29 protein-coding genes and 1 pseudogene are annotated in these 26,291 nt (G+C 60.1%); 29 read left to right on the top strand and 1 reads right to left on the bottom strand.

The features are described 5' to 3' along the window. The first annotated feature begins 2 nt into the window (after positions 1-2). The 22 genes and pseudogenes from ACIPZF_RS20845 to ACIPZF_RS20740 all read left to right on the top strand — a co-directional run bounded on the left by ACIPZF_RS20845 (position 3) and on the right by ACIPZF_RS20740 (position 18,595). Positions 3-314 carry a conjugal transfer protein TrbD gene (locus ACIPZF_RS20845; RefSeq protein WP_400802655.1) on the top strand — a complete coding sequence of 104 codons (312 nt, stop codon included), beginning with the start codon at positions 3-5 and terminating at the stop codon, positions 312-314. Further along, complete coding sequence (locus ACIPZF_RS20840; RefSeq protein ID WP_400802653.1) at positions 311-2,869, top strand: VirB4 family type IV secretion/conjugal transfer ATPase; 2,559 nt, start codon at positions 311-313, stop codon at positions 2,867-2,869. Before ACIPZF_RS20845 ends, ACIPZF_RS20840 begins: the two co-directional genes overlap by 4 nt. Continuing rightward, positions 2,866-3,618: a conjugal transfer protein TrbF gene (locus tag ACIPZF_RS20835; protein ID WP_400802650.1), complete on the top strand. Its 753-nt coding sequence runs from the start codon at positions 2,866-2,868 to the stop codon at positions 3,616-3,618. The genes ACIPZF_RS20840 and ACIPZF_RS20835 overlap by 4 nt, the downstream gene beginning before the upstream one ends. Positions 3,619-3,628: 10 nt before the next feature. Further along, entirely contained in the window at positions 3,629-4,519 is an 891-nt protein-coding gene (trbG, locus tag ACIPZF_RS20830) for a P-type conjugative transfer protein TrbG (RefSeq protein WP_400802647.1), read from the top strand. 2 nt (positions 4,520-4,521) lie between these two features. Next, positions 4,522-4,965, top strand: a complete 444-nt coding sequence (locus ACIPZF_RS20825; RefSeq protein WP_400802644.1) for a conjugal transfer protein TrbH — start codon at positions 4,522-4,524, stop codon at positions 4,963-4,965. A 6-nt stretch (positions 4,966-4,971) separates the two neighbouring features. Further along, complete coding sequence (locus tag ACIPZF_RS20820; protein WP_400802643.1) at positions 4,972-6,354, top strand: TrbI/VirB10 family protein; 1,383 nt, start codon at positions 4,972-4,974, stop codon at positions 6,352-6,354. 21 nt (positions 6,355-6,375) lie between these two features. Then, complete coding sequence (gene trbJ, locus ACIPZF_RS20815; protein WP_400802641.1) at positions 6,376-7,155, top strand: P-type conjugative transfer protein TrbJ; 780 nt, start codon at positions 6,376-6,378, stop codon at positions 7,153-7,155. Positions 7,156-7,166: 11 nt separating this feature from the next. Next, positions 7,167-7,343, top strand: a complete 177-nt coding sequence (trbK, locus tag ACIPZF_RS20810; RefSeq protein ID WP_400802638.1) for an entry exclusion lipoprotein TrbK — start codon at positions 7,167-7,169, stop codon at positions 7,341-7,343. 14 nt (positions 7,344-7,357) lie between these two features. Continuing rightward, positions 7,358-7,564: an entry exclusion lipoprotein TrbK gene (gene trbK, locus ACIPZF_RS20805; RefSeq protein ID WP_400802636.1), complete on the top strand. Its 207-nt coding sequence runs from the start codon at positions 7,358-7,360 to the stop codon at positions 7,562-7,564. Between the two features lie 18 nt (positions 7,565-7,582). After that, the gene (gene trbL / locus ACIPZF_RS20800; RefSeq protein ID WP_400802634.1) at positions 7,583-9,277 is read left to right on the top strand and encodes a P-type conjugative transfer protein TrbL; all 1,695 of its coding nucleotides are present in this window, start codon (positions 7,583-7,585) and stop codon (positions 9,275-9,277) included. A gap of 14 nt (positions 9,278-9,291) precedes the next feature. Further along, entirely contained in the window at positions 9,292-9,594 is a 303-nt protein-coding gene (locus tag ACIPZF_RS20795; RefSeq protein ID WP_400802632.1) for a TrbM/KikA/MpfK family conjugal transfer protein, read from the top strand. Between the two features lie 11 nt (positions 9,595-9,605). Continuing rightward, on the top strand, positions 9,606-10,199 hold the full coding sequence (locus tag ACIPZF_RS20790; protein ID WP_400802630.1) for a muramidase: 594 nt from the start codon (positions 9,606-9,608) through the stop codon (positions 10,197-10,199). A 109-nt stretch (positions 10,200-10,308) separates the two neighbouring features. Continuing rightward, the gene (locus ACIPZF_RS20785; RefSeq protein WP_400802628.1) at positions 10,309-10,932 is read left to right on the top strand and encodes a hypothetical protein; all 624 of its coding nucleotides are present in this window, start codon (positions 10,309-10,311) and stop codon (positions 10,930-10,932) included. A 351-nt stretch (positions 10,933-11,283) separates the two neighbouring features. Next, positions 11,284-11,736 carry a hypothetical protein gene (locus ACIPZF_RS20780; RefSeq protein WP_400802626.1) on the top strand — a complete coding sequence of 151 codons (453 nt, stop codon included), beginning with the start codon at positions 11,284-11,286 and terminating at the stop codon, positions 11,734-11,736. A gap of 28 nt (positions 11,737-11,764) precedes the next feature. Then, a complete protein-coding gene (locus ACIPZF_RS20775) occupies positions 11,765-13,456 on the top strand; it encodes a phospholipase effector Tle1 domain-containing protein (protein WP_400802624.1) in 1,692 nt (563 codons plus the stop codon). 322 nt (positions 13,457-13,778) lie between these two features. Further along, positions 13,779-14,237 carry a hypothetical protein gene (locus ACIPZF_RS20770; RefSeq protein WP_400802622.1) on the top strand — a complete coding sequence of 153 codons (459 nt, stop codon included), beginning with the start codon at positions 13,779-13,781 and terminating at the stop codon, positions 14,235-14,237. Between the two features lie 66 nt (positions 14,238-14,303). Further along, positions 14,304-14,654, top strand: coding sequence for a hypothetical protein (locus ACIPZF_RS20765; protein WP_400802620.1), 351 nt, complete (start codon positions 14,304-14,306; stop codon positions 14,652-14,654). A gap of 182 nt (positions 14,655-14,836) precedes the next feature. Next, a pseudogene (locus ACIPZF_RS20760) lies at positions 14,837-14,971 on the top strand (hypothetical protein); the annotation flags it as partial. A gap of 98 nt (positions 14,972-15,069) precedes the next feature. After that, positions 15,070-15,273 carry a hypothetical protein gene (locus ACIPZF_RS20755; protein WP_400802799.1) on the top strand — a complete coding sequence of 68 codons (204 nt, stop codon included), beginning with the start codon at positions 15,070-15,072 and terminating at the stop codon, positions 15,271-15,273. A gap of 151 nt (positions 15,274-15,424) precedes the next feature. Beyond that, complete coding sequence (locus ACIPZF_RS20750; protein WP_400802619.1) at positions 15,425-16,051, top strand: hypothetical protein; 627 nt, start codon at positions 15,425-15,427, stop codon at positions 16,049-16,051. A gap of 69 nt (positions 16,052-16,120) precedes the next feature. Beyond that, positions 16,121-17,815 carry a phospholipase effector Tle1 domain-containing protein gene (locus ACIPZF_RS20745; RefSeq protein WP_400802617.1) on the top strand — a complete coding sequence of 565 codons (1,695 nt, stop codon included), beginning with the start codon at positions 16,121-16,123 and terminating at the stop codon, positions 17,813-17,815. Positions 17,816-18,136: 321 nt separating this feature from the next. After that, entirely contained in the window at positions 18,137-18,595 is a 459-nt protein-coding gene (locus ACIPZF_RS20740; RefSeq protein ID WP_400802616.1) for a hypothetical protein, read from the top strand. Between the two features lie 33 nt (positions 18,596-18,628). Here the strand turns inward: ACIPZF_RS20740 and ACIPZF_RS20735 are convergent, their stop codons facing one another. Beyond that, positions 18,629-18,826: a hypothetical protein gene (locus tag ACIPZF_RS20735; protein ID WP_400802614.1), complete on the bottom strand. Its 198-nt coding sequence runs from the start codon at positions 18,824-18,826 to the stop codon at positions 18,629-18,631. Between the two features lie 328 nt (positions 18,827-19,154). Here ACIPZF_RS20735 and ACIPZF_RS20730 point away from each other — a divergent pair, with 328 nt between their 5' ends. From ACIPZF_RS20730 to ACIPZF_RS20700, 7 genes are all read left to right on the top strand, one after another. Further along, entirely contained in the window at positions 19,155-19,781 is a 627-nt protein-coding gene (locus ACIPZF_RS20730; protein ID WP_400802612.1) for a hypothetical protein, read from the top strand. Positions 19,782-19,849: 68 nt separating this feature from the next. Further along, positions 19,850-21,544, top strand: coding sequence for a phospholipase effector Tle1 domain-containing protein (locus tag ACIPZF_RS20725; RefSeq protein ID WP_400802611.1), 1,695 nt, complete (start codon positions 19,850-19,852; stop codon positions 21,542-21,544). A 20-nt stretch (positions 21,545-21,564) separates the two neighbouring features. Further along, positions 21,565-22,296: a TraX family protein gene (locus ACIPZF_RS20720; protein WP_400802609.1), complete on the top strand. Its 732-nt coding sequence runs from the start codon at positions 21,565-21,567 to the stop codon at positions 22,294-22,296. Between the two features lie 11 nt (positions 22,297-22,307). Next, the gene (locus tag ACIPZF_RS20715; protein WP_400802607.1) at positions 22,308-22,847 is read left to right on the top strand and encodes an IncP plasmid survival protein KfrC family protein; all 540 of its coding nucleotides are present in this window, start codon (positions 22,308-22,310) and stop codon (positions 22,845-22,847) included. 42 nt (positions 22,848-22,889) lie between these two features. Further along, positions 22,890-24,728, top strand: a complete 1,839-nt coding sequence (locus tag ACIPZF_RS20710; RefSeq protein ID WP_400802605.1) for a type IV secretory system conjugative DNA transfer family protein — start codon at positions 22,890-22,892, stop codon at positions 24,726-24,728. Continuing rightward, positions 24,725-25,264: a conjugative transfer signal peptidase TraF gene (gene traF / locus ACIPZF_RS20705; protein WP_400802603.1), complete on the top strand. Its 540-nt coding sequence runs from the start codon at positions 24,725-24,727 to the stop codon at positions 25,262-25,264. Before ACIPZF_RS20710 ends, traF begins: the two co-directional genes overlap by 4 nt. Positions 25,265-25,551: 287 nt before the next feature. Beyond that, on the top strand, positions 25,552-26,271 hold the full coding sequence (locus ACIPZF_RS20700; protein ID WP_400802602.1) for a carbonic anhydrase: 720 nt from the start codon (positions 25,552-25,554) through the stop codon (positions 26,269-26,271). Positions 26,272-26,291 lie beyond the last annotated feature (20 nt).

The raw sequence follows: 26,291 nt of genomic DNA, 5'->3' as shown, positions 1-26,291 counted from the left end.
CCATGGCCCTGCGCACGATTCCCATCCGACGGGCCGGCAACCGCGACAACCTGTTCATGGGCGGGGATCGCGAGCTGGTGATGTTCTCCGGATTGCTCGCTTTCGCGCTGATCTTCAGTGCCCAAGAAATGCGGGCAACCGTAGTCGGCCTGGTGCTGTGGTTTGGCGCGCTGTTCATGCTCCGCGTGATGGCCAAGTCCGACCCGAAGATGCGCCTCGTCTACCTGCGCCACCGGCGCTACAAGTCCTACTACGCGGCACGTAGCACGCCGTTCAGGGACAATCCTCCAAGTCAGGGAAGTCAATACAAATGATCGAAGGTATTGCGTATGCCATCGCAGCCCTCGGTGCCTTGCTGGTCCTGCTGCTGATCCAGCGTCTGTTGCAGGTGGATGCCGAGCTCAAGCTGAAAAAGCATCGCTCCAAGGATGCTGGTCTGGCAGACCTGCTCAACCATGCAGCAATGGTTGATGACGGTGTGATCGTAGGCAAGAACGGTGCCTTCATGGCGGCCTGGCTGTACCGGGGTGATGACAATGCCAGCAGCACCGAGGCCCAGCGGGAGCTGGTTTCGCTGCGCATCAACCAGGCGCTGGCCGGCCTGGGCAATGGCTGGATGATTCACGTCGATGCAGTGCGCCGCCCGGCCTCGAACTACTCCGCCAAAGGCGTGTCGCATTTCGCCGACAGCCTGACCGGAGCAATGGACGAAGAGCGTCGGACGTACTTCGAATCGCTGGGGACCATGTACGAGGGCTACTTCGTGCTGACCCTCACATTCTTCCCGCCTATGCTGGCCCAGCAGAAGTTCGTCGAATTGATGTTCGACGACGACACGCCACCACCGGACCACAAGTCGCGCACCCGCAACCTCATCGAGCAGTTCAAGCGCGATTGCCTCAGTGTCGAGGGCAGCCTGTCTTCGGTGCTGAAACTGACGCGCCTGAAGGGCAACCGCATGGTCACCGAAGAAGGTGCCGAAATCACCCATGACGACCTGCTCAGTTGGGTGCAGTTCTGTGTGACCGGTGTAAGCCAGCCGGTGCTGCTGCCAAGCAACCCGATGTACCTCGACGCTGTGATCGGCGGCAAGGAGCTCTGGGGCGGCGTGGTGCCGAAGATCGGGCGCAACTTCGTCCAAGTGGTGGCCATCGAAGGCTTCCCGCTGGAGTCGGCTCCGGGCATCCTTTCGGCGTTGGCCGAACTGCCTTGCGAATACCGTTGGTCCAGCCGTTTCATCTTCATGGACACGCACGAAGCGGTGCAGCACCTGGAGAAGTACCGCAAGAAGTGGAAGCAGAAAGTCCGCGGTTTCTTCGATCAGGTGTTCAATACCAATAACGGCAATATCGACCAGGACGCCCTGGCGATGGTGCAGGACGCTGCCGATGCAATTGCCGAGGTCAACTCCGGTTTGGTCGCGCAGGGTTACTACACCAGCGTCGTGGTGCTCATGAACGAGGACCGCGCGCAGTTGGAAGAGGCTGCACGCAGCGTCGAGAAGGCCATCGAGCGCCTGGGCTTCGCTGCCCGTATCGAAACCATCAACACCCTCGACGCCTACCTGGGCAGCCTGCCGGGCCATGGCGTGGAGAACGTGCGCCGGCCTTTGATCAACACCCTCAATCTGGCCGACCTGCTGCCTACCAGCAGTATCTGGACCGGTAGCGCGGATGCGCCCTGCCCGCTCTATCCGCCGCTGTCGCCGGCGCTGATGCACTGCGTGACCAGTGGCGCCACACCGTTCCGCCTCAACCTGCATGTGCGAGACCTGGGCCACACCTTCATGTTCGGCCCGACCGGTGCAGGTAAATCCACGCATCTGGCATTAATCGCCGCCCAGCTGCGCCGCTACAAGGGCATGTCGATCTTCGCCTTCGACAAGGGCATGTCCATGTATCCGCTGGCGGCCGGTATCCGCGCCGAAAGCGGTGGTCAGTCAGGGCGCCACTTCACTGTTGCAGCGGATGACGAACGCTTGGCCTTCTGCCCGTTGCAGTTCCTTGAAACCAAAGGCGACCGTGCCTGGGCGATGGAGTGGCTGGACACCATTCTGGCACTCAATGGCCTCGACACCACTGCCGCCCAGCGCAACGAGATCGGCCACGCGGTGATGACCATGTACCGCGACGGTTCGCGCACCTTGTCCGAGTTCTGCATCATCGTGCAGGACGAGGCGGTACGCGAGACCCTTCGCCAATACACCGTGGACGGCACCATGGGCCACCTGCTCGACGCTGAAGAGGACGGCCTGGCGCTGTCCGACTTCACCGTGTTCGAGATCGAGGAACTGATGAACCTGGGCGACAAGTACGCCCTGCCCGTGCTGCTGTACCTGTTCCGCCGCATCGAGTGCGCGCTGAAGGGCCAGCCGGCGGTGATCATCCTCGATGAAGCCTGGCTGATGCTTGGCCACCCGGCCTTCCGCGAGAAGATCCGCGAATGGTTGAAGGTACTGCGTAAAGCCAACTGCCTGGTGCTGATGGCCACCCAGAGCCTCTCGGATGCGGCCAACTCGGGGATTCTCGACGTCATCGTCGAATCGACCGCGACCAAGATCTTCCTACCCAACGTGTATGCCCGCGACGAGGACACCGCAGCCCTCTACCGGCGCATGGGCCTGAACGCCCGGCAGATCGAAATCCTCGCCACCGCGATCCCCAAGCGCCAGTACTACTACGTGTCGGAGAACGGCCGACGCCTCTACGACCTGGCCCTGGGCCCGTTGGCCTTGGCCTTCGTCGGCTCGTCCGACAAAGAGTCGGTGGCTGCCATCAAGCGCCTGGAAGCCAAGTATGGTGACGCCTGGGTGGCGGAGTGGCTGGCGGCCAGGGGCCTCAGATTGAATGACTATGGAGTGGCCGCATGAGCCTCGCTGAAAGCATCAAGGGAATGGTCATGAAACGCCCAGCCAAGACGGGTGAAGCCAAGACCGATGGACCCAAGGGCGCCTTGCTCGACAACCCGTACCTGACCGCCCGCCGCACCTGGAACGACCATGTCGGCAGCGTGATCACCTCGCGCCAGTCCTGGCAGGTGGTAGGCATCCTGTCGATGATGGTCGCCCTGGCCGGAGTCGGCGGCATCATCCACATTGGCAGCCAGTCGAAGTTTGTGCCCTACGTGGTGGAAGTCGACAAGCTCGGTCAGCCGATGGCCGTCGCGCCTGCCCAGGTGGCCAGGCCGGTCGACCTGCGCGTGGTCAAGTCGCAAGTGGCCTCGTTTATCGCCGATGCACGCACCGTTACCCCCGACGTTGCGTTGCTGCGCAAATCGATTTTCCGCCTGTATGCACTGCTGGGGCCGAATGACGCGGCAACGCAGAAGATGAACGAATGGCTCAACGGTACCAAGGAGTCGAGCCCGTTCCTTCGTGCTGCCGAGGAAACTGTCAGCGTCGATATCCGTTCGGTGATGCAGCAGACCCCGGAAACCTGGCAGGTGGATTGGGAGGAAGTCACCCGCGACCGTCAGGGCCTGATCAAGAGTAAGGCCAACTGGCGCGCTCTGGTGACCACCTACACCGCCGAACCCACTACCCAGACCAGCGAAGAGCAAGTACGGATGAACCCGATCGGGACCTACGTGCGCGACTTCTCTTGGTCCAAGCAACTCTGAGAGACCGACCATGAACCGTTACCTTTGTGCGATGCTCGCGGCACTTCTGCCTGCGTTCGCGCAGGCCGCGCCAGGAACCAGCCAGGCCGATCTGTACTTCTCCGACAGCAACCCGACCCTGACCCCGCAGGAGAAGGCCGCGCTGGCCATCTCCCAGCGCTGGCAGCAGGCCAGCGCCACCGGTATCAAGCCGGTGGACGGCGGCGATGGCACTGCGCGCTTCATCTTTGGCGCTCAGCAGCCAAGCATCGTATGCGCAGTGCTGCAGGTATGCGACATCGCCCTGCAGGCCGGTGAGCAGGTGAACTCGATCAACCTCGGCGACACCGCGCGCTGGACGGTCGAACCGGCCATCACCGGCGTCGGCGAAAGTGAAGTGCAGCACCTGATCATCAAGCCGATGGACGTTGGCCTGGAGACCTCCCTGGTAGTCACTACCAACCGCCGCACTTACCACTTCAAGCTGCGCTCGCACCGTACCCAGTACATGCCGCAGGTCGCCTTCACCTACCCGGAAGAGGCGCTGGCGAAATGGAACCTGATAAAGAACCGCGAAGCGACCGAGCGCAAGAAAGCGACCATCCCGGAAACTGGTGAGTACCTGGGCAACCTGAGCTTCGACTACAAGGTCGATGGCGACACCTCGTGGAAGCCGGTACGGGTTTACAACGACGGTACCAAGACCATCATCCAGATGCCGCGCAGCATGGCCCAGACCGAAGCGCCGTCGCTTCTGGTAGTGCGCAAGGATGGCGGCTGGTTCAGCGATGACGAGACCGTGATGGTCAACTACCGCGTCCAGGGTGACCGCTACATCGTCGACACGGTGTTCGACAAGGCGATCCTGATTGCCGGCGTCGGCAAGTCGCAGGACCGTGTCACCATTCAGCGGGGTAAATGATGATGCGAGCATGGATTGCCCTGTTTGCCAGCCTCGCCCTCAGCGCCTGTGCCAGCGGCCCATACGGCAACTTCGCCGAGCGCAGCTCGCCGGCGATCAACCAGCAACTGGCTGCCGCCAGCGTGCGCCAGTTGGCCGTGGTGCATCCGCCAGCCAGCACCCACTTGCGGATCAACCAGGAAGCGTCCGACGGTTACGGCCTGTCGCTGGTCAAAACGCTGCGCGCCTCGGGCTTCTCGGTGCAGGAATTCGACCCGAAGGCGCAGCCCGCTCCGGCCCCCGCCGGCAAGGTAGCCCCGCTGGCGGTCAACTACATCGTCGACGCGCCCAAGGACAGCGAGCTGTTCCGCGTCACCCTGCTGGTCGGGCGTGAGTCGCTGAGCCGCGTCTACGCGGTGCAGAACGGCCGCCTGCTGGCCGCTGGAGCCTGGGTGCGCAAGGAGTGACGAGCAATGAGTAACATGAACGATGCCATGTCCCCGGACGCTTCGCCCGGCAAGTTGAACCGCAAAAGCGGTGTGCGCCGGGTCAACAACTGGCCGATGTACATCATCGGCGGTGCCGCCATGATCTTTTTGCTGATCATGCTGATGGTCGCCGCTGATCGTGCCGAAAATCAGAACAAGCCGGTGGAAAAGGAAGCCGAGAAGGCAGGCAACAGCAGCCTGTTCGCCCAGCAGATCAGGGGCATCGATTCGGACGGAATTATCCCGAGCAAGGCCGAACCACCGACATTGCCAGCGCTGGACAACGTGCAAGCACAGCCCGCCGGTTTGCAGGTGGTGCGCCCGACCAATCTCGACGCGCCGCCAATGCCACCGCGCGAGTTGCCGCCGGATGTCAACGCCGACGAACTCGAGCGCATTCGCCGCATGAAGATGCAACAGTTCCAGGACGCGGTGAAAGCGCGCAGCACGGTACGTGTGGAGGCGCCGCGCAGTATTGGCTCAAGCGCGGTTGCCGGTGGCGCGGTCAGCCAGCAGGAGGCGCTAGCGCGAATTGCCGCCGCTCGTCAGCGTTTGCAGGAACAGTCGCACAGCGATCCCACTGCTGCTTACAAAGCCCGACTGGCAGAGATGCGTGCAGCGGGCATCGGCGGTGGTGGCGCGGGCGGTGCAGCCCAGGGCGAATCGCCGTTCTTGCTGCAGGCCGTGGCAGGCAACGGTAAGAACTACAACCAGTTTGGGGCATCAGGTGAAAGCGACCGCTGGCGGCTCGACACTGCCATCGAGGCGCCGCGCAGCCCCTATGAGCTTCGTGCGGGCTTCGTGATACCGGCCCTGCTGGTATCCGGGATCAACTCTGACCTGCCTGGGCAGATCATGGCTCAGGTTACCCAGAGTGTGTACGACACACCTACCGGCAAGCACTTGCTGGTCCCGCAAGGTTCGCGCTTGGTCGGTTCCTATTCGAGCGACGTAGCCTACGGGCAGTCACGGGTGCTGGTGGCCTGGCAGCGGATCATCTTCCCTGACGGCAAGGCAATGGATATTGGTTCGATGCCTGGGGCGGACAGCGCGGGTTACTCCGGAATGAACGATCAGACGAACAACCACTACGTGCGGATCTTCGGCTCGGCCCTGTTGATGTCCGGTATCGTGGCGGGTATCAGCCTCAGCCAGGATCGTGCCAGTGGCAACGGCGACGACCGCGAAACTGCCAGCAGCGCCATGAGCGAAGCCCTCGGCCAGCAGCTGGGCCAGGTTACCGCTCAGATGATTGCGAAGAACCTCAACATCGCCCCTACCCTTGAGATTCGCCCGGGCTATCGCTTCAATGTGATGGTGACCAAGGACATGACGTTCTCGAAGCCCTATAAGTCTTTCGATTACTGACCCATTGCCAAGGAGAGAAGCATGAAGGCTACGCATCTGTTCAAACCTGCCATTACCTTTTTCGTCAGCCTCGGATTTGCCCTGCAGGCCAATGCCGGTATTCCGGTCATCGACGGGGCCAGCCTCTCACAGGGCACTATCTCCGCCGTCGAGAATGTCGCCCAGACGCTCAAGCAAGTCGAGGAATATGCGACGCAGATCAACCAGTACAAGACGCAGCTTGATCAGTACGAGAACATGATCAAGAACACGGTCGCGCCAGCCGCCTATATCTGGGATGAAGCTAATTCGACTATCAACAAGTTGATGAATGCGCAGGACATGCTCAACTATTACACCACCCAAGCTGGAAGCATGGACTCCTATTTGTCGAAATTTCAGGATGTCAATTACTACAAGGGGTCGTCTTGCTTCCAATTGAGCGGTTGCTCCAGCGACGACAAGGCGACCATCGAGGCCCAGGAAGATCAATATTCGGCGGCGCAAAAGGAAGCTAACATTGCGATGTACAAAGGTATTGAGCAGCAACAGCAAAACCTAAAGTCTGACGCCCGACGTCTTGAGCAACTACAGTCCGCTGCCGCCTCTGCGGATGGCCAAGTAAAGGCAATACAATATGCCAGCCAGATCGCGAGCCAGCAAGCTAACCAATTGCTGCAAATCCGTGGCCTGATGCTGGCGCAGCAGAATGCACTGGCCGCGAAATCAGCGGCAGATCAAGATGCTCAGGCACGAGAAACTGCTGCAGAAAGAAACATGACCAGTGGCAGCTACAAAAAAGTCCCCGCAGAAACCTGGTAAGGATCCAGCCCATGAAAAAAGTAATTAAATCATTCATATTCGTGATGGCCATCGTCGCGCTCGGCGCCTGCAATAAAGGCAATGCTGACTATGAAATAAACGATAAAAACTGCGCGACCGAACATCTCAAGACGCTTCCAGAAGACGCTAAGCGAGACACCTTGGTCGAAGGGTGCATGACCCGGTGAGTCCTGGACGCTCGATGAACCGGCTCCGCTGGGCAATGCTGCTTCTGGCAGCATTGTTGGCGGGTTGCCTGGAGAAGGAAGAACTTAGGATCGAAGCCACCTCGGAAACCTGCACGCCTCGATTCTGGAAGACACTCCCGGAAAGTAAAAGCCGGGATTCTCTTGTAGAACGTTGCATGACACGTGGTGGTTATAAACACCGAGTGCCCGAGACCTTTTGAGCGGATTGACCGGACGATATGAAACTCAAGAATGGACCCTTGTCTGTAGCCCCCGTCGTACTGGGGGTTGTAATACTGTTGCTCGCAGTACACGCCAACGCAGCAGATTCAGCGCCTGACATTGGCTTTTTCGATACCATTCTTCAACGGTTCAGTCAGGCCGCCAAAGGGTGGCGGACGCTCATCATGGCGGCCGCCACGCGATTGTTTTGGACGCTCGCGGTCATCAGCATGGTCTGGACCTTTGGGTTGATGGCATTACGCAAAGCTGACATCGGCGAGTTCTTTGCCGAGATGTTGCGCTTCATCATGTTTGTCGGTTTTTATTGGTGGCTGCTTCAAAATGGCCCCAATTTCGCAGACACCTTGGTCAAGTCGTTATCCAAGCTGGGCTCACAAGCGGGAGGGTTGCCGGTTTATAACGATAAATTCGGTCTTAGCCCTTCGGACATCGTTCAGCTCGGTTTCGATATATTTGCCAAGATCGTCGATAACATGTCGATGTGGCCTAGCAAGATCGCGATTAGCTTCGCGGGTGTGCTCATGGGGTTAGGGATACTGATGGTCTTGGTGGTCATCGCCATCAACATGCTTTTACTGACAGTGTCCGCCTGGTTCCTCGCTTACGCCGGTATCTTTTTCTTGGGGTTTGGCGGTGCTCGCTGGACTTCGGATATGGCCATCAACTATTTCAAGACTGTGCTGGGCATGGCCGTGCAGATCCTAGCGATGTTGCTGCTGCTGTCGGTGGGAAAGACATTTCTGGATCAGTATTACGCCGCAATGTCAGCGAGCATCAACGGCGCCAATCTCAAAGCCATGGCGGCTCTGCTCGTATGTTGCGTGGTGCTGATGGCGCTGATTGCCAAGATACCGCCATTGCTGGCAGGCGTTATCAGTGGCTCCAGCATTGGCGGCGGTGGCATAGGCAACACCATGGGGCTGGCAACTCTCGCAAGCGCAGCGACCATGGCAGCGTCGGCTGGAGCATCGGTATTCAGTGGCGGTGCCTCTGCCGCCGGCTCCACCTTGGCTAATGCAGCAGGCACTGGGCAATCAATGTATGCAGCCTTTAAAAGCTCGCAGGCCAGTGTTGCAGCGGGTAACGACATTTCGTCCCGCATTGCCGGTATGTTCGGTAGTAATTCAAGCAATTCAGGCAATTCAAGCGCCAGCGCCAGTCCTTTGAATTCTGCCATGGGTCTTGCCAGCGCTGCGTCCGCTGGAGTGGACGGCGGCGCTGCCAGTGCGGCGATGTCTGCAACATCGACTGGCGACGGAATGTCCGAGGCTGGCACACAGGGTTCGGCGGGCTCGGAAGGCGGTGGCACCGAGGCCGGGGATGGCAACAGTTCGGGCTCGAATGCAGAGGCGGGCGGTGCAAATGGCGCAGGAGAATCTGGGTCCCCCTCTAGCGCCAGCAGCAATGGCGAGAGTGGCGCAAGTGGCACTCCTGGCGCAGGTTCTAAGCCTTCAAGTGGAGCTGGCAAAGCCGGGCGCATCGCACTGGACATGGGAGCGCAGCTGGTTTCAGGTGTGGGGCGCATGGCACAAGCACGTATTGATAAAACCATGGGTGGGAAGCTGGCGGCTGAAATATCCAAACCAGGCTCCAGCAAGAGTTCCAGTCTGGACACCGCTTCTTCTAGTCGCAGTTTCGATCCGGCAGACGAGGTGGCGGCCTACCGCGACAGCAAACAGGAAAAAGCCTGAACAAAGGAATGCTCATGAAAATTGTAAAGATGATTCCCACGGTATTGATGGCTGCCACCTTCGCCGTCGCCCTCCCCGCCGAGGCCCGCGACCCTTGCGCCACCGTGCTGTGCATGTGGGGCAAGCTCAAGGGCGCCGGTGTGGTGGAAAACTGCGACGGCCCGGTGGCCGACTACTTCGACATCGTCAAGAAGAAGAAGGGCAAGATCAAGCTGAGCCAGACCGCCAACGCCCGCCAGTCCTTCCTCGACAGCTGTCCGAAGGCCGATCCGGACGCGACCAAGTCGATCAACGACAAGTTCGGCAGGGTCATCTGAGGCGCGCCGCCATGCCATTCGTTGCCGATGTCCCGCCACCCGCCCTGACCGAACCCGTCGTGTGTTCGATCATGGCCGCGGTCAAATACGAGTTGCCGGTGAACATCGTCCTCGCCGTGGCCGGCCAGGAAGGCGGCAAGCCCGGCCAATGGGTGCGCAACAGCAACGGCACCTACGACGTCGGGCCGATGCAGTTCAACACCAGTTACCTGCGCGAGTTGTCGCGCTACGGCATCACCCCGGAGGATGTCGAGCAGGGCGGTTGCTACTCCTACGAGCTGGCCGCCTGGCGCATCCGCGGCCATGTGCGCAACGACCGTGGCGACCTGTGGACGCGGGTCGCCAACTACCACTCGCGCACTCCGGCGATCAACGCCCGCTACCGCCAGCAGGTGATGCGCCGCGCCGCCTACTGGGCCGACTGGCTGGACGCACGCTTCGCCACCCAGCAGGTGGCGCAGGGCACGGTGGTGAGCGGTGCGCCTGCCGAGGTGGTTGAGGTGAAGGCCGTGGTCAAGGCCGTTGCGGTCGAGCCAGTCGTAACGCCGGCGCCGGCCGCGACGTCTTCCTATGTGCCGCGAGGCCTGGTTGTGGGAAGCAAGTGATGAAAAACGTTGTCTCAGGCCTGGCGGTATGCTTTCCCCCTCCGCCGGGCTGTCCGTGCGGAACATTGAAACAGGGACCCGCCGCTTGGTGGTTGCAAGGAGAGACGGTTTGAACCGCCCATTATTCGGTGCCTGTGCACCTGCGGCCGATGGTAAATCGGCCCGAAAGAGCATCAGCGCACGACTGCGACTGAGCTCGGTGATCCCCCTCGTGCTGGGAGCCTGTGTACTGCTTCCGGCGACATTCTCTTCCGCTTATGCCAAGGAGTTCTTCATGCACGATAAAAATGGCCAATACCAGCCCTACACCCCTGGCATGAAACTTCCCGATGGTATGTTCCCGCCGATGGAGGGCTATACCCATGCTGACTTGATCGCCGCTGCACAGGTACGAGTGGAGGCTTTCATGAAGGCACAGGATGTAGACCCGACACTGATGCGCGAGTCGCTCATCGCCCTGGCGACTCACCTGAACACTCAGTTCGAAAAAGAAGGTATCGAATACCAGATATCCAGCTGGTATCAGAAGCCCTATGACGATCCCGCTGCCCGGACCCGCAGTGTTGCTGCGATGGGCGAGGACTTCGGCGGTGCTGCCGTTGATGCCGCTGCCGACTCACTGAGTGGTTCGCCGCTGCTACTCAAAGGCAAGGAGTTCTACGGAGAGTTCATCCGTGCGGCGGGTGACGGCGTGCATGACCTGATCGTGACCCTCAACCAGAAAAAATCCTGATGTAGGCACGGCGTCAGCGCGCCGGGAGATGAACACTTACGCCCTGCCCGAACGATCATTCAAAGGGAAATGGCATGAACGATGCCTTGCGCTTCCGGTGTTATTCGCTCGATTCAACGTGGTTCAAGTCACACAATGGATTCAACACGGGCCCGCCGCGTGGCGGATGCAGGGAGACAGAGATTGAACGGTAACACCACTGTTGCAAGCGCACCTACCGTCGGCCACGACGTTAGCCGCGCCAAGGGCATCTGGTCGCGGTTGGGCCTGGGCTTACTCATGCCCTTCGTGCTGGGAGCCTGTGTGCTTCTGCCTGCCACTTCATCCACGCTTCAAGCCAAGGAGATTTCCATGCAAGACAAACACGGCCAATACCAACCTTATATCCCTGGCATGAAGCTGCCAGATGGTGTTTTCCCACCGATGCCGGGGTATACCCACAAGGACTTGATTGCCGCTGCCCACGCGCGTACCGAGGAATTCCTCACAGCCAAGAGTATCAACCCTGGTCTTATCCGCGAAACGTTGATTGCACTGGATACCCATCTCGTTGCCGCGTTCGAGAAAGAGGGCGTCGAGTACCAGATCGCTACCTGGTATCAGAAGCCATACGACAGCCCCGACCTGCGCAAGCGCAGTGTCGATGGCATGGCCGAGCAATTTGGTGCCCTCGCTGTGGAGGCCGCCGCCGACTCCCTGGATGGCTCGCAGCTGCTGCGCCAGGGGAAAGAATTCTACCGCCAGTTCATGATTGAGTCCGGCGATGCAGTAGGCGACCTGATTCGTTCGTTGAACAAGAACTGATCACTTCGGTTGTTCATAAGGACATGAGATGACTGAATCCAAACGATTCACGGTGTACTTCGACGGCACCGGGAACAACAAGGATCACGCCACCCCCGAGGGGACGCAGACCAACGTTGCGCGGCTGTATGATCTCGACACCGCTCAAGGCACTAACCTGGCCCGTAATTCGGGCCATCAGCCGTTGCAGTACGATGCTGCTCAGCGCTCGGGGCAGTCCGAGAAGATCTATTTTGACGGCGTCGGTAGCCAGAAAGGCAGCGCGCTGGCTGCTAATTGGCAGGGCGCTACCGGAGCCGGTGGGCAGGAGCGTATCGAGCAGGCTTACGATGCCATCGTGGCGTTCCATAACAAGTACCCGGACGAAAAAGTCGACGTCAATATCGTTGGCTTCAGTCGTGGCGCGGCGCAGTCACGTGCCCTGGCGAACGAGTTCATCGAACGTGGAGTGCCCAAGCTTGACGAGCAGGGTAAAGCGACAAGCGAATTTCTGATTCCGCCGGGCCAGGCCCATGTCAATAAGCTGGGAATATTCGACACCGTCGCCTCCTACGGCAATGCGATGTCCGATACCCACCTTGGCAAGAATCTGGAGGTCGGCAAGCACGTCGATTCGACCACCCACCTGGTGGCGATGAACGAATATCGCGATACCTTTCGATTGACCAGCGCCCTGCGAAACGATGATAACTCCCGGATCGAGGAACAGAAGTTCCCGGGCGCGCATTCGCAAGTGGGAGGCGGATACAAAGACGACGTTCTGGCGGCCGGACCGCTGGCGGTGATGTACGACCGCTTGCAGGCTGCCGGTATCGAGATGGAGCCGATGCAGCAGGAGGACGTGCTGCGCGTCGAGCAGTACAACGCAATCATCAAGGACCCAGAGAAACTTCAAGCGGCACTGATCGATTCGCGGCTGGCGGAAGGCAAGGATGCCTTCAAGCTAGCTGCCGACGGTGCTTACCAGGTAGTGAACAACAAGCCATTCACGATGGAGCGCGGCACATTCAACAGCGATGACCGGCAAACCCGTCCGTTCGATCATGAGGTCAGTGGCCGCAAGGTCCTCTTCGAAAATGACGATTCACTCAGCAAATTGGGTGTCCAGCGAGTGGGTGAGAAAGTGGGAGCCTGGTTCTTGGCGGTTGGACAGAAGACCAAGGATCCATCGACTTGGTTTGCCACCACCAAGACTCAGAATGAATCCGTAGAGCGCAAGGTAGATGGTTTTGAAGCCAAACTTGAAGAACTCGAGCGTACGTCCCAGGCGCAGGTGACAGAGATGACCACGTCTCTTTCCAAATCGAGGCCGAGCCAGGATTACCTGCAGACCCTGAAGCTTCAGGAAGTTCCGCTGCCCGGGGGGGCATCTGGAGTGCCTCAAGACCCGCAGGCCCAACAACGCAGCGACTCATTCAAAGCCATGGAAGAAAAGGCCCGCGAACTGAGTCCATCGGCCAGCATCGGCGAAGCCTCGCAAACCGGCCGCAAGGCCACCAGCGGCCTGGTCATGGGCATGGACGAGCATCACATCTTGCAGAAGGTCGGCCAGACAGATCAGTTCGTCATCCATGACCGCCGCGACGTCGACCCGAGCCGCAACTTCCAGGTGGGCAAGAGCACCGCGATCGTCAATGAGAAAGGCATTGGCGAAGTGGCCCGCGACCTGGCGCCGAAATTAGAATTGGACATGGGCTTGGCCCAGGCGATGCGTCGATGAAAGCGAGGCTGCGCCGATGGAGCTCTGCTTTGCGACAGGCTAGCGGCCCCTGGCCACAGGTTTCTCGGTATTCTGCGGGCCACGTCAGGCGGCCCAGTCCGCATCACGATCTGAAACAGGGACCCGCCGCGAGACGGATGCAAGGAGAGAAAGATTGAACGGAACAAACTCTGGTGCGAGCGCACCCCTGCTCGGCAACACCTCTCGCTGCGCCAAGCGCTTATGGTCGCGGTTGCGCCTGACCTCGCTCGTACCCCTCGTGCTGGGAGCCTGTGTGCTCCTGCCAGCCACTTCATCTGCGCTTCAAGCCAAGGAGATTTCCATGCAAGACAATCAAGGCCAGAACACCTCCCACGCGGCCGGCAGCCAGTTGCCAGAAGGCGTTTTCCCTCCCATGAAGGGTTATACCAATGCGGAGTTGGCCACGGCCGCATGCCAGAGCGTCGACAAGTTCTTCAAGGAAAGCAAGATTGATCCGACGCTTGCCAAAGAGTCGCTCTTCGAACTGTTCAACTACTTGACCGCTGCCTACGAGGACGCAAACGTGGATTACCAGATTTCCACCTGGTACCAGAAGCCCTACAACGACCCTGCGGTTCGTGCAGAGAGCGTGAAGGCAATGGCGAAGGAGTTCAACGCCCTTACCATTCGGACTGCTGGCAAGGCGCTGGTCAAGTCGCCACTGGGCGGCATGAGCCGAGACTTCCAGGGTCGTTTTCTGGACAGCGCAGGCATGGGTGTCCAGAACCTGATTGAAACCCTGAACAAACCCGGCGCCTGAGGTCATTTGCCGAAAGGGCGAAAGATCGCAACGCCCTGGTCAGTGGAATATTCATAAGGACATGACATGAGCGATGCATTGCGTTTCACGGTCTACTTCGACGGTACGGGTAACAACAAGGATCTGGACACGCCCAAAGGGGCCCACACCAATGTTGCGCGACTTTATGAAGCGGACCAGGCCAAGGGCACCAATCTTGCCCGTAACTCGGGGCACGAGCCGCTGCAATACCACGCACATGACCGGTCGGGCCAGTCCGAAAAGGTGTATTTCGATGGGGTGGGCAGCCAAGCCGATGTCAGCCTGCGCTCGTTGGCCGAAGGGGTAGTGGCCTGGGTGGCCAGGAGCGTATCGACCAAGCGTATGACGCCATTGTGGCATTCCACAATAAGTACCCAGACCAGAAAGTCGATGTGAACATCGTTGGTTTCAGCCGTGGCGCCGCACAATCCCGCGCACTGGCCAATGAATTCATCGACAAGGGTGTGCCGAAACTGGACGCACAGGGCAAATCTACCGGCGAGTTCCTCATTCCGCCTGGCGAAGCGCATGTCCACAAGCTGGGTATCTTCGACACCGTTGCTTCGTATGGCAACGCGATGTCAGATACGCACTTGGGCAAAAATCTGGAAATCGGCAAGAACGTCGATTCCACCACTCACCTGGTGGCGATGAATGAATACCGCGACACCTTCCCCCTGACCAGCGCCTTGCGCAACGATGACAACTCACGCATTGAAGAGGTCAAGTTCGCCGGTGCTCACTCGCAAGTCGGCGGCGGCTACCGTAATGACATTCCGGCCGTAGGGCCACCAGCGGCGTGGTCAGGGACATGGACGAGCATCACATCCTGCAGAAGGTCGGCCAGACAGACCCGTTCGTCATCCATGACCGCCGCGACGTCGACCCGAGCCGCAACTTCCAGGTGGGCAAGAGCACCGCGATCGTGAATGAAAAAGGTATCGGTGAAGTAGCCAGCGACCTGGCGCCGAAATTGGATTTGGACGTGGGGCTGGCCCAGGCGATGCGTCGATGAAAGCAAGGTTGCACTAATGAAGCTTTGCTTCGCGACAGGCTAATGGCCCCTGGCCACAGGTTTCTCGGTATTGTGCGAGCCATCTGGCGGCCCAGTCCGTATCACGAATGAAACAGGAACCCGCCGCGAGGCGGATGCAGGGAGAGACAATATGAACCGTTCACCTTCTGCAGCAAGTGCACCCTTTGCCGGGAACGCTTTGCGCTGCACCAAGGGCTTCTGGTCACGGCTGCGTCTGGGCTCGATGCTGCCCTTCGTGCTGGGAGCCTGTGTACTACTGCCAGCCACTTCATCTGCGCTTCAAGCCAAGGAGATTTCCATGCAAGACAATCAAGGCCAGTACCAACCCTACAAGCCCGGCATGAAACTGCCTGACGGTGTGTACCCACCGGTGCAGGGATACACCCACGCTGATCTGCTCGAGGCTGCAGCCAAACCTGTCGAAGCCATTCTGAAGGCTGACGGTGTGGACCCGACGCTGACCAAGGAAACACTGTTTGCGCTTGCCGCGAAGTTCAATGAGCAACTGGAAGAAAAGCTGGTCGAGTATCGGCTTGCCAAGCTTGATCAGGAAACCAAGGATGATGCCACCGAACGCACCAAGCTCTTTGACCAGGTCGCAGAAAGTCTGGGAGCCATGGCGATGCAGGCAACCACGCAGTCGTTCCGCGGTTCGCCACTCTTGAACAAGAGCAATGATTATCTCGCCCGTCTCAGCAGAAGCGCCGGGGATGGTGTGTACGAACTGGTCGTCACCTTGGGCAAAGCGAAATCCTGAGCGCAGTTCGATATTGTCTTGGCGAGCCCATTCCGGATTGTTGGAGGACATGGGCCATAGGGATATGACATGAGTGATGCAATGCGCTTCACGGTGTACTTCGATGGCACCGGTAACAACAAAGACCTGAATACCCCCGAAGGCACCCAGACCAACGTGGCTCGCCTGTTCGACCTGGACACGGCTAAAGGCACCAACCTGGCGCGCAATTCGGGGCATGCCCCGCAGCAGTACGATGGCCAGGACCGTTCTGGGCAGTCGGAGAAGATCTACTTCGATGGCGTGGGCAGCCAAGGCGAGACCTCGGGTAAATCCTTGCTGGAGGGCGCCACGGGCCGGGGTGCGCAGGAGCGCATTGACCAGGCCTATGACGCCATCGTGTCCTTCCACAACAAATACCCGGACCAGAAAGTCGATGTGAATATCGTTGGCTTCAGCCGCGGAGCGTCACAATCCCGGGCGCTGGCCAACGAACTGATCGAGCGCGGCGTGCCGAAACTCGATGGCCAGGGTCAACCCACCGGCGACTTCCTGATTCCGCCAGGCCAGGCCCATGTGAACAAGCTGGGTATCTTCGACACCGTGGCCACCGATGGCCTGTCGAACACCGATACGCATCTGGGCAAGAACCTGGAGATCGGCAAGAACGTCGACTCGACCACCCACCTGGTGGCGATGAACGAATACCGCGACACTTTCCGCCTGACCAGTGCCCTGCGTAACGACGACAACTCGCGTATCGAGGAAATCAAGTTCGCCGGCGCCCATTCGCAAGTCGGTGGCGGCTACAAGGACGACACGCTGGCGGCTGGCCCTTTGGCGGTGATGTACCAGAGCCTGCAGTCTGCCGGTATCGAAATGAAGCCGATGCAGCAGGAGGATGTACAACGCATCGAGAAGTACAACGAGTTGATCAAGGACCCGGAAAAGGTTCAGCAGGCGCTGATCGATTCCCGGTTGTTGAAAGGTGAGAATGCCTTCAGCCAGGGTGCGGACGGCGCCTACCAAAAGGTCGACAACACGCCTTTCCCTCTGGAAAGGGGCACGATCAATCTCTTTGACCGCCAGAGTCGGCCCTTCGATCATGAGACCAATGGTCGGGGCGTGATCTTCGAGAACGATGACCGACTCAGCCGCAACGCGGTATCCAGAGGGCTCGAGAGTTTCGGCGAACGTTTGCAGGCGCTGGGGCAGGAGACCAAGAGCGGTATCTTGCAGGCCCTGGGTATGGGCACCCGCGATCAGCAGGAACAGATCACCCGCAACGAGCTTGACGAGATGCGTGCGCAGCTCAGCGCCAATGCGCAGGCACAGGTCACCGAGCTGTCCAATGAGGTCAAGGCCTCGCGCCCGAACGCCGCCTACATCGAAGGGCTCAAACTGCAGCCGGTGCCTGTGCCTCAAGGCAACAAGCAAGGTCAGCACCAAGACCCGCAGGCCCAGCAGCGCAGCGACTCGTTCAAGGCCATGGAAGAAAAAGCTCGCGACCTGAATCCTTCGGCCAGCGTCGGCGAGGCCTCGCAAACCGGCCGTAAGGCCACCAGCGGGATGGTTGTCGGCATGGACGAGCATCACATCCTGCAGAAGGTCGGCCAGACTGACCAATTCGTCATCCATGACCGTCGTGATGTCGACCCGAGCCGCAACTTCCAGGTAGGCAAGAGCACCGCGATCGTCAATGAAAAAGGCATCGGTGAAGTGGCCCGCGACCTGGCGCCGAAATTGGATTTGGACATGGGGCTGGCCCAGGCGATGCGTCGATGAAAGCAAGGTTGCACTAATGAAGCTTTGCTTCGCGACAGGCTAATGGCCCCTGGCCACAGGTTTCTCGGTATTCTGCGATTCACGTTAGGCGTTCCAGGCCGTATCACTACATTGGACAGGGACCCGCCGCGAGGCGGATGCAGGGAGGGAAGTTTGAACGGAACAATATCCGGTGGGAGCGCATTCGCGTTCGGCAATGTCATTTTTTGCACCAAGCGTCACTTAATGCGGTTGCGTCTGGCCTCGTTCGTGCCTCTCGTGCTGGGAGCCTGTGTACTACTGCCGGCCACTTCATCTTCACTTCAAGCCCAGGAGATTTCCATGCAAGACAATCAAGGTCAGTATCAACCTTATACCCCTGGCATGAAACTGCCCGATGGGGTCTTTCCCCCGATGCAAGGTTACACCCACGAGGATCTGATCGAGGCGGCCGGCAAGCGGGTCGAGGCCGTGCTGAAGGCCAATGACGTCGATCCGACGCTGGCCAAAGAAACGCTTTTCGCCTTGGCCGATCATCTGAATCGAGCCTTCCAGTCGCAAAACGTCGAATATCAGATTGCAACCTGGTTCAAGAAACCGTACGACGACCCTGCTGCACGCGCACAAAGCGTTTCTGCCATGGGTGAAAGCTTTGGTGCGCTCGCCATCCGTGCAGCGGGCGACTCGTTGAAGGGCTCCCCTTTGCTGCATAAGAGCGACGCTTTCCTGAGCGCCTTCATCAATGCTGCCGGTGATGGGGTCAATGACAGGATCGTAACCCTCAACCAAAAGAATTCCTGACACGTTACGCGAAATACCACAGGTCGATCCCTGCTAGAAGGCGGCACTGGCTTGGGCGGCCAGGAGCGTAGGAATCAGGAAGTCGCCTGTCGGTTGCCCAAGGCCGTCCAGTTTCGGCACGCCGCGCTCGACAAACTCGTTGGCCAGCGCGCGAGACTGCGCTGCGCCGCGGCTGAAGCCGACGATGTTCACGTCAACCTTCTGGTCCGGGTGCTTGTTATGGAAGGCCACAATGGCATCGTAAGCCTGTTCAATTCGTCATCCATGACCGCCGCGACGTCGACCCGAGCCGCAACTTCCAGGTGGGCAAGAGCACCGCGATCGTGAATGAACAAGGTATCGGTGAAGTAGCCCGCGACCTGGCGCCGAAATTGGAACTGGACATGGGCTTGGCCCAGGCGATGCGTCGATGAAGGCAAGATTGTTGGAGCTCTGCTTTGCGACAGACTAACGGCCCCTGGCCACAGGTTTCTCGGTATTCTGCGAGCCATCTGGCGGCCCAGTCCGTATCACGAATGAAACAGGAACCCGCCGCGAGGGGGATGCAGGGAGAGACAGTATGAACCGTTCAACGTCTGCAGCGAGTGCACCCTTTGCCGGGAACGCCTCGCGCTGCACCAAGGGCTTCTGGGCACGGCTGCGTCTGGTCTCGATGTTGCCCCTCCTGCTGGGGGCCTGCGTGCTCCTGCCTGCCACTATTTCTCCCGTTCACGCCAAGGAGTTTTCCATGCAAGACAATCAAGGCCAGTACCAACGTTACACCCCCGGCATGAAGCTGCCTGATGGCGTGTTTCCGCCGATGCAGGGTTATACCCATGAAGACTTGATTGGCGCTGCTGCCAAACGTGCGGAAGCTGTAATGAAGGCTGATGGCATCGATCCTACTCTGGCGCGCGAGTCCCTTTTCGCATTGGCCAAATATCTCAATGAGGCCTTTGAGGACAAGTTGGTCGAGTATCGGATCTCGAAGGTGTACCAAGAGTCCGCCAACGATCCAGCCGAGCGCAGCAAGCTTGTTGCGCAGATGGCCGAAAGCTGTGGGGCCATGGCAATTCGTGCGGCTACCCAATCGCTGAGAGGATCTCCCCTGCTGAATAAAGACGATGCGTTTTTGGACCGCTATACCGCAAGTGCGGGTGATGGTGTCCACGATTTGATCGTGGGCCTGAACAAGCCAGGTGCTTGAGAGCAGTTCGAGAATGTCTTGGAGAGATCATCCTGTCCAAGCGGCGGGATGATCCATAGGGATATGAGATGAGCGACGCAATGCGGTTTACGGTGTATTTCGATGGCACCGGGAACAACAAAGATCTGAATACCCCCGAAGGCACGCAGACCAACGTGGCGCGCCTGTTCGACCTGGATACCGCTAAAGGCACCAACCTGGCACGTAACTCTGGGCATCCCCCAGAGCAATACAATGCTCAAGACCGGACGGGCCAGTCAGAGAAGATTTACTTCGATGGCGTCGGCAGCCAAGCCGAAACCTCGGGCCGGTCCCTGATCGAGGGTGCCACCGGGCGGGGCGCGCAGGAGCGTATCGACCAGGCCTATGACGCCATCGTTGCCTTCCACAACAAGTACCCGGACCAGAAGATAGATGTGAACATCGTCGGCTTCAGCCGAGGTGCGTCGCAGTCTCGGGCCCTGGCCAACGAGTTCATCGAGCGCGGCGTACCGCAACTGGATGGGCAGGGGCAACCTACCGGTGACTTCCTGATTCCGCCGGGTCAGGCCCATGTAAATAAGCTCGGCATCTTCGACACCGTGGCCACCGACGGCTTGTCCAATACCGATACTCATCTGGGCAAGAACCTGGAAATCGGCAAAAACGTGGACTCGACCACGCACCTGGTGGCGATGAACGAGTACCGCGATACATTCCGCCTTACCAGTGCACTGCGTAACGACGACAATTCCCGTATCGAGGAGCTGAAGTTCGCCGGCGCGCATTCGCAGGTAGGAGGTGGCTACCAGAATGATGTCTTGGCAGCCGGCCCCCTGGCCGTAATGCATGACCGCCTGCAATTGGCTGGCATCGAGATGAGGCCGATGCAGCAAGACGATGTAAAGCGCATCGAACAGTACAACGAGTTGATCAAGAGCCCGGAGAAAGTCCAGGAAGCGCTGATCGATTCTCGCTTGTTGAAGGGAGAAAAAGCGTTCAGCCAAGGCGCCGATGGTGCTTATCAGAAAGTGGACAACATGCCCTTCCCGATGGAAAGGGGCATGATTAATGTGTTCGACCGTCAAACCAAGCCCTTCGACCATGAGACCAATGGTCGGGGCGTAATCTTCGAAAATGATGATCGGCTCAGCCGCAACGGTATCTCCAGGGCACTGGAAAGCTTCGGTGATCGTCTGAAGTCGATGGGGCAGGATACGGTGTCGGCTTCCATGCGGGCACTGGGTCTGGAGACCCGAGAACAAGCACGCCAGGAAAGCAAGGGTGCTTATGCAGAGCTCCGGGCGGAAAAAGAGGCGCACTCCCGCGAGCAAGTGGCCACGTTGTCCGGGGAGCTCAAGACGTCGCGCCCCAATGCCGCCTATATCGAGAGCCTGAACCTGCAACCTGTGCCGGTCCCCAGGGACCTCGGGCCGGAGCAACAGCAAGACCCCCAGGCTCAACAGCGCAACGACTCGTTCAAAGCCATGGAAGAGAAGGCCCGCGCCTTGAACCCCTCGGCCAGCATCGGCGAAGCCTCGCAAACCGGGCGCAAGGCCACCAGCGGCATGGTCATGGGCATGGACGAGCATCACATCCTGCAGAAGGTCGGCCAGACTGACCAGTTCGTCATCCATGACCGCCGCGACGTCGACCCGAGCCGCAACTTCCAGGTGGGCAAGAGCACGGCCATCGTGAACGAGAAGGGCATCGGTGAAGTGGCCCGCGATGTGGCGCCCAAACTGGAACTGGACCTGGGCCTGTCCCAGGCGATGCGCCGATGAGTGAAGCCAGGCCGCTCGCAATGCAGAAAGCCCTTGGTTTTCTGCCGCGCCTTCAATTCGCCGACGGTACTCTGGATACGCTGAAGTGGCTGGCCCTGCTGTTGATGACCGGCGACCACGTGAACAAGTACCTGTTCAACGAGACCTTGCCCTACTTGTTCGAGGCCGGGCGGCTGGCGATGCCGCTGTTCGTGGTGGTACTGGCCTATAACCTGGCGCGCCCGGGTGCGGGGGCAAACGGCGCCTACCGCCGCACCGCGCTGCGCCTTTGCCTGTTCGGCGTGCTGGCGACGCCGCCCTTCATCGCCCTGGGCGGGCTGTTGTATGGGGTTTACCCGCTGAACATTCTCTTCACCCTGCTGGTGATCACCTTGACGACTGCAGCCTGTGAACGCGCGGCTTCGGGACGGCCGTTGTATTGGGCGGTTGCGCTGCTGGTGTTCGTGGTGGGCGGGGCGCTGGTCGAATTCTGGTGGCCGGCGGTGCTGTTGGGACTTTGTACAGGCTGGTACGTTCGGCGCCCGAATGGCCTGGCTGGCGTGGGCGCTGTGCTTTCACTTGCGGCGCTGACGCTGATCAACGGCAACGCCTGGGCCCTGGCCGCCCTGCCATTGCTGGCGATCGCCAGCTGGGTGCGGTTGCCTCTGCCACGCTGGCGCTGGTTGTTCTACGCCTATTACCCCCTTCACCTGCTGGCGCTGTGGCTGATCCGCATTCCAATGGCCAAGGCCGGTTACCTTTTCCTGATATGAAGCAGGTGCCCATGGATCCACTCAACAAGACCAAGCCGCCGCTCGATGACGCTGGACAAGGTCTGGAAGCTCAGGCCCAGGCGCTGGCTGCCGAGCAGGCCGCCCTGCTCGAAGGCGGCTCGGTACAGGCGCGCTACAACCAGGCGCTGGGTGAGTACGTCGAGCAGAAGGCTGACCAGTGTGCAGCACTGGAACAGCGCCTGGAGGGCATGGTGGAGCGCCAGCAGGCGCAGTTGCAACAAAGCCTGGCCCAGCGCCCAGGGTTCATCGCCTTGCCCTCGACGCGAGCGGCGTGGGAACAGGCTAGCCAGCGCTGCCAGGCGCGATTGCAGCAGCTGCAATTGCGCCTGGAACGGGTACAGGACCTGCACCATGGCATGGGCTTGTACACGCCGCTGATCGAAGAGCTGGCGGTGCGCAAGCTGCGCGCCGAACAGCCCGAACTGGCCGAGCAGTGGAGCCTGCAGCGCCAGGCCGAACGGGTCCTGAGCGAAGCGCAGCGGCGCAGCCAGGCCCAGGAACTCGGGCGCTCGCGCACCTCATCGCCCTGAACCGGCACTCACTTTCCACTTCTTCGTTCACGGAGCGAACCCATGAAACACAACAACGCCGTCGGCCCGCAGATCCGCGGTGGCCAACGCAGCAGCGGCAGTACCTGGCAGGCCTTGCTGGCGATCTTCTTTCTGCTGGCTGGCCTCGCAACCGCCACCCAGTACTTTGCCTACCTGTTCCAGTACCACGCGGCGCTGGGCGCCAACCTCAATGGCGTCTACGCGCCATGGATGATCCTGGTGTGGGCGGCCAACTGGTCGGGCCAGTATGAGGACTCGCTGATGCGTGCCGGCTCACTGGGCATGCTGGTCAGTGGCGTGGGCATGATGGCGCTGATGGTCATCCGCCTGATCAGCAGCAACAGTGCCAAGGCCAACGCGTTCCTGCACGGCTCGGCGCGCTGGGGCGAACGCAAGGACATCGAGAGCGCCGGCCTGCTGGCCGACGAAGGCGTGTATGTGGGGGCCTGGCTGGACAAGCGCAACAAGCTGCATTACCTGCGCCACAACGGCCCGGAGCATATCCTTACCTTCGCCCCGACGCGCAGCGGTAAAGGTGTCGGCCTGGTGATCCCGACCTTGTTGTCGTGGAAGCACAGCGCGGTGATCACCGACCTCAAGGGCGAGTTGTGGGCGCTGACCGCCGGCTGGCGCCAGCAGCATGCCGGCAACCGGGTGCTGCGCTTCGAACCGGCCACCGCCAATGGCTGCGTGGGCTGGAACCCGCTGGAAGAAATTCGCCTGGGCACCGAGTTCGAGGTGGGTGACGTGCAGAACCTGGCGACACTGATCGTCGACCCGGACGGCAAGGGCCTCAATGACCACTGGCAGAAGACTTCGCAGGCCATGCTGGTCGGCTGCATCCTGCACCTGTGCTATCGCTCGCTGGACGAAGGCGGGGTCGCCAGCCTGCCGGCATTGGACGCCCTGCTCGCCGACCCGTCGCGGCCGATCAACGAGCTGTGGGAAGAGATGACCCACTACGGCCACCTGGACGGCGAAAACCACCCGCTGGTAGGTTCCGCCGCCCGCGACATGCTCGACCGACCGGCCGAAGAGGCAGGGTCCGTGCTGTCCACCGCCAAGTCCTACCTGTCGCTGTTCCGCGACCCGATCGTGGCGCGCAACGTCGCCCGCTCGGAGTTCAAGATCCGCGACCTGATGAACCACGACGACCCGGTCAGCCTGTTCATCATTACCCAACCGAACGACAAGGCGCGTCTGCGCCCGCTGGTGCGGATCCTGGTGAACATGATCGTGCGCCTGCTGGCAGACAAGATGGACTTCGAGGACGGCCGGCCCAAGGCGCACTACAAGCACCGCCTGCTGATGATGCTCGACGAGTTCCCGAGCCTGGGCAAGCTCGACATCATGCAGGAATCGCTGGCCTTCGTAGCCGGCTACGGCATCAAGTGCTACCTGATCATCCAGGACTTGTCGCAGCTGCAGGAGTTCTACGGGCAGAACGAGAGCATCACCTCCAACTGCCATATCCAGAATGCCTACCCGCCGAACCGTGTGGAGACGGCGGAGCACCTGTCCAAACTCACCGGGCAGACCACCATCGTCAAGGAGCAGATCACTACCAGCGGGCGACGCTCCAGTGCGTTGCTGGGCCAGGTGTCGCGCACCATCCAGGAAGTGCAGCGGCCGTTGCTGACCACCGACGAGGCCCTGCGCATGCCAGGCCCGCGCAAGGACAGCCAGGGCAACATCGAGGAAGCCGGCGACATGGTGGTGTACTGCGCCGGCTACCCGGCGTTCTACGGAAAGCAGCCGCTGTACTTCCAGGACCCGATCTTCCTTGCTCGCGCCAAGGTACCGGCGCCGCGTGAAAGCGATCGGACCATCGACCTCCAAGGCGCGGCGACCCCGGCATGAGGCGGCCGCTGAGCGTGGCTGCGGTGCTGGCCATTCTGCTGTTGCTGGTGTTGCCGCTGGTGCTGCGCAGCGGCGCCCGAATCAATGTCACCAGTAGTTTCCCGCCGGGCATCTACTGGGTCGTCGACAAGGCGCCGGAAAAAGGCGACCTGGTCATGTTCTGCCCTCCTCAGCAGCCGGTGTTCGACCTGGCGCACACCCGCGGCTACCTCAGCAGTGGGCCTTGCCCGGGGGGGTATATGCGCATGATCAAGCGCCTGGTCGGTGTACCGGGTGACGATGTACTGATCGTACCCGAGGGGGTCAGCGTCAACGGTCGGTTGCAGGTACGCAGCCAACCGCTGTTGCAGGACCCCAGCGGCCGCCGCATGCCGTTGCCGTCTTCGACGCATTTCCGGCTGGGTAATGGTGAGGTGCTGATGCTCTCCGATTACAGCCGATTGTCGTTCGATGGCCGCTATTTCGGCGCCGTGCCACAAGCGCAGCTCGATGAGGTGGTCAGGCCTTGGCTGGTGTGGAACCGCACGCCCCGGTGAGGCCGGGGCAATTGCAACCTCAGTGTCATTCATCCCAATGAATAATTAGAGTAATAGTACTTGGCAGTTGATGGTTTTTTGCTATTATTCAGATCCCGCCTTTAAGGTCTGGAACGCCCGTTCTAGAGCCTCCGAATTAAGCTTCAGTTAAGTTTTCCTCGCTAGCGTAAGAATCCAGTCAGCGAAGACTGTGATTAATTACCCGTGTACGTCATCTAAATCTGCGCATAGCCAGAATCTTTCACCGGTAAAATGGATTTACCTACACACCGTCAAGAGGATGAATCATGCCCGTCAAGGACCCATCCAAGGTCGTTCCGCAGGTCCCCGCAGAGAGCGCCGATGCCGCCCTCAAGCACATCGTCGACGGCTTCCTGCGTTTTCACCATGACGTATTCCCCGAGCAGCAAGAGCTGTTCAAGAAGCTCGCCACCGCGCAAACGCCGCGCGCCATGTTCATCACCTGTGCCGACTCGCGGATCGTCCCCGAGCTGATCACCCAGAGCTCGCCAGGCGACCTGTTCGTGACCCGTAACGTCGGTAACGTGGTCCCGCCCTACGGCCAGATGAACGGCGGCGTTTCCAGCGCCATCGAGTACGCTGTTTCCGCGCTGGGCGTGCACCACATCATCATCTGCGGCCACTCCGACTGTGGCGCCATGCGTGCGGTGCTCAACCCGCAGTCGCTGACCAAGATGCCGACCGTTTCCGCCTGGTTGCGTCACGCCGAAGTGGCTCGCACCGTGGTCGAGAACAACTGCAACTGTGGCAGCGAGCATGAAACCATGCAGGTGCTGACCCGCGAGAACGTCATCGCCCAGCTGCACCACCTGCGCACCCACCCGTCCGTGGCATCGCGCCTGGCGGCTGGCGAGCTGTACATCCATGGTTGGGTCTACGACATCGAGACCAGCAAGATCGAAGCCTACGACGCCGCCAGCGACAGCTTCATGCCTTTGGCCGCAGGTGAGCCGATCCCCTGCGCCACCCCGAGAGGCCGCTACTAAGCGACCCGTCCAACGCTAGA

The sequence above is a fragment of the Pseudomonas sp. NPDC089752 genome (assembly GCF_044748725.1).
Classification (GTDB): Bacteria; Pseudomonadota; Gammaproteobacteria; order Pseudomonadales; family Pseudomonadaceae; genus Aquipseudomonas.
Note: the sequence above shows the minus strand (reverse complement) of the source record. Positions and strands in the feature narration are given on the sequence as shown.

Bases quoted from the DNA above. Each gene is read 5' to 3' on its own strand.
- ACIPZF_RS20820 (WP_400802643.1), top strand. From the start codon at position 4,972: ATGAGTAACATGAACGATGCCATGTCCCCGGACGCTTCGCCCGGCAAG.
- trbK (WP_400802638.1), top strand. From the start codon at position 7,167: ATGAAAAAAGTAATTAAATCATTCATATTCGTGATGGCCATCGTCGCG.
- ACIPZF_RS20825 (WP_400802644.1), top strand. From the start codon at position 4,522: ATGCGAGCATGGATTGCCCTGTTTGCCAGCCTCGCCCTCAGCGCCTGT.
- ACIPZF_RS20765 (WP_400802620.1), top strand. From the start codon at position 14,304: ATGAGCGATGCATTGCGTTTCACGGTCTACTTCGACGGTACGGGTAAC.
- trbL (WP_400802634.1), top strand. From the start codon at position 7,583: ATGAAACTCAAGAATGGACCCTTGTCTGTAGCCCCCGTCGTACTGGGG.
- ACIPZF_RS20750 (WP_400802619.1), top strand. From the start codon at position 15,425: ATGAACCGTTCACCTTCTGCAGCAAGTGCACCCTTTGCCGGGAACGCT.
- ACIPZF_RS20790 (WP_400802630.1), top strand. From the start codon at position 9,606: ATGCCATTCGTTGCCGATGTCCCGCCACCCGCCCTGACCGAACCCGTC.
- ACIPZF_RS20725 (WP_400802611.1), top strand. From the start codon at position 19,850: ATGAGCGACGCAATGCGGTTTACGGTGTATTTCGATGGCACCGGGAAC.
- ACIPZF_RS20740 (WP_400802616.1), top strand. From the start codon at position 18,137: ATGCAAGACAATCAAGGTCAGTATCAACCTTATACCCCTGGCATGAAA.
- ACIPZF_RS20715 (WP_400802607.1), top strand. From the start codon at position 22,308: ATGGATCCACTCAACAAGACCAAGCCGCCGCTCGATGACGCTGGACAA.
- traF (WP_400802603.1), top strand. From the start codon at position 24,725: ATGAGGCGGCCGCTGAGCGTGGCTGCGGTGCTGGCCATTCTGCTGTTG.
- ACIPZF_RS20775 (WP_400802624.1), top strand. From the start codon at position 11,765: ATGACTGAATCCAAACGATTCACGGTGTACTTCGACGGCACCGGGAAC.
- ACIPZF_RS20730 (WP_400802612.1), top strand. From the start codon at position 19,155: ATGAACCGTTCAACGTCTGCAGCGAGTGCACCCTTTGCCGGGAACGCC.
- trbK (WP_400802636.1), top strand. From the start codon at position 7,358: ATGAACCGGCTCCGCTGGGCAATGCTGCTTCTGGCAGCATTGTTGGCG.
- trbJ (WP_400802641.1), top strand. From the start codon at position 6,376: ATGAAGGCTACGCATCTGTTCAAACCTGCCATTACCTTTTTCGTCAGC.
- ACIPZF_RS20720 (WP_400802609.1), top strand. From the start codon at position 21,565: ATGCAGAAAGCCCTTGGTTTTCTGCCGCGCCTTCAATTCGCCGACGGT.
- ACIPZF_RS20845 (WP_400802655.1), top strand. From the start codon at position 3: ATGGCCCTGCGCACGATTCCCATCCGACGGGCCGGCAACCGCGACAAC.
- ACIPZF_RS20840 (WP_400802653.1), top strand. From the start codon at position 311: ATGATCGAAGGTATTGCGTATGCCATCGCAGCCCTCGGTGCCTTGCTG.
- ACIPZF_RS20700 (WP_400802602.1), top strand. From the start codon at position 25,552: ATGCCCGTCAAGGACCCATCCAAGGTCGTTCCGCAGGTCCCCGCAGAG.
- ACIPZF_RS20755 (WP_400802799.1), top strand. From the start codon at position 15,070: ATGGACGAGCATCACATCCTGCAGAAGGTCGGCCAGACAGACCCGTTC.
- ACIPZF_RS20780 (WP_400802626.1), top strand. From the start codon at position 11,284: ATGCAAGACAAACACGGCCAATACCAACCTTATATCCCTGGCATGAAG.
- ACIPZF_RS20835 (WP_400802650.1), top strand. From the start codon at position 2,866: ATGAGCCTCGCTGAAAGCATCAAGGGAATGGTCATGAAACGCCCAGCC.
- ACIPZF_RS20795 (WP_400802632.1), top strand. From the start codon at position 9,292: ATGAAAATTGTAAAGATGATTCCCACGGTATTGATGGCTGCCACCTTC.
- ACIPZF_RS20770 (WP_400802622.1), top strand. From the start codon at position 13,779: ATGCAAGACAATCAAGGCCAGAACACCTCCCACGCGGCCGGCAGCCAG.
- ACIPZF_RS20710 (WP_400802605.1), top strand. From the start codon at position 22,890: ATGAAACACAACAACGCCGTCGGCCCGCAGATCCGCGGTGGCCAACGC.
- trbG (WP_400802647.1), top strand. From the start codon at position 3,629: ATGAACCGTTACCTTTGTGCGATGCTCGCGGCACTTCTGCCTGCGTTC.
- ACIPZF_RS20745 (WP_400802617.1), top strand. From the start codon at position 16,121: ATGAGTGATGCAATGCGCTTCACGGTGTACTTCGATGGCACCGGTAAC.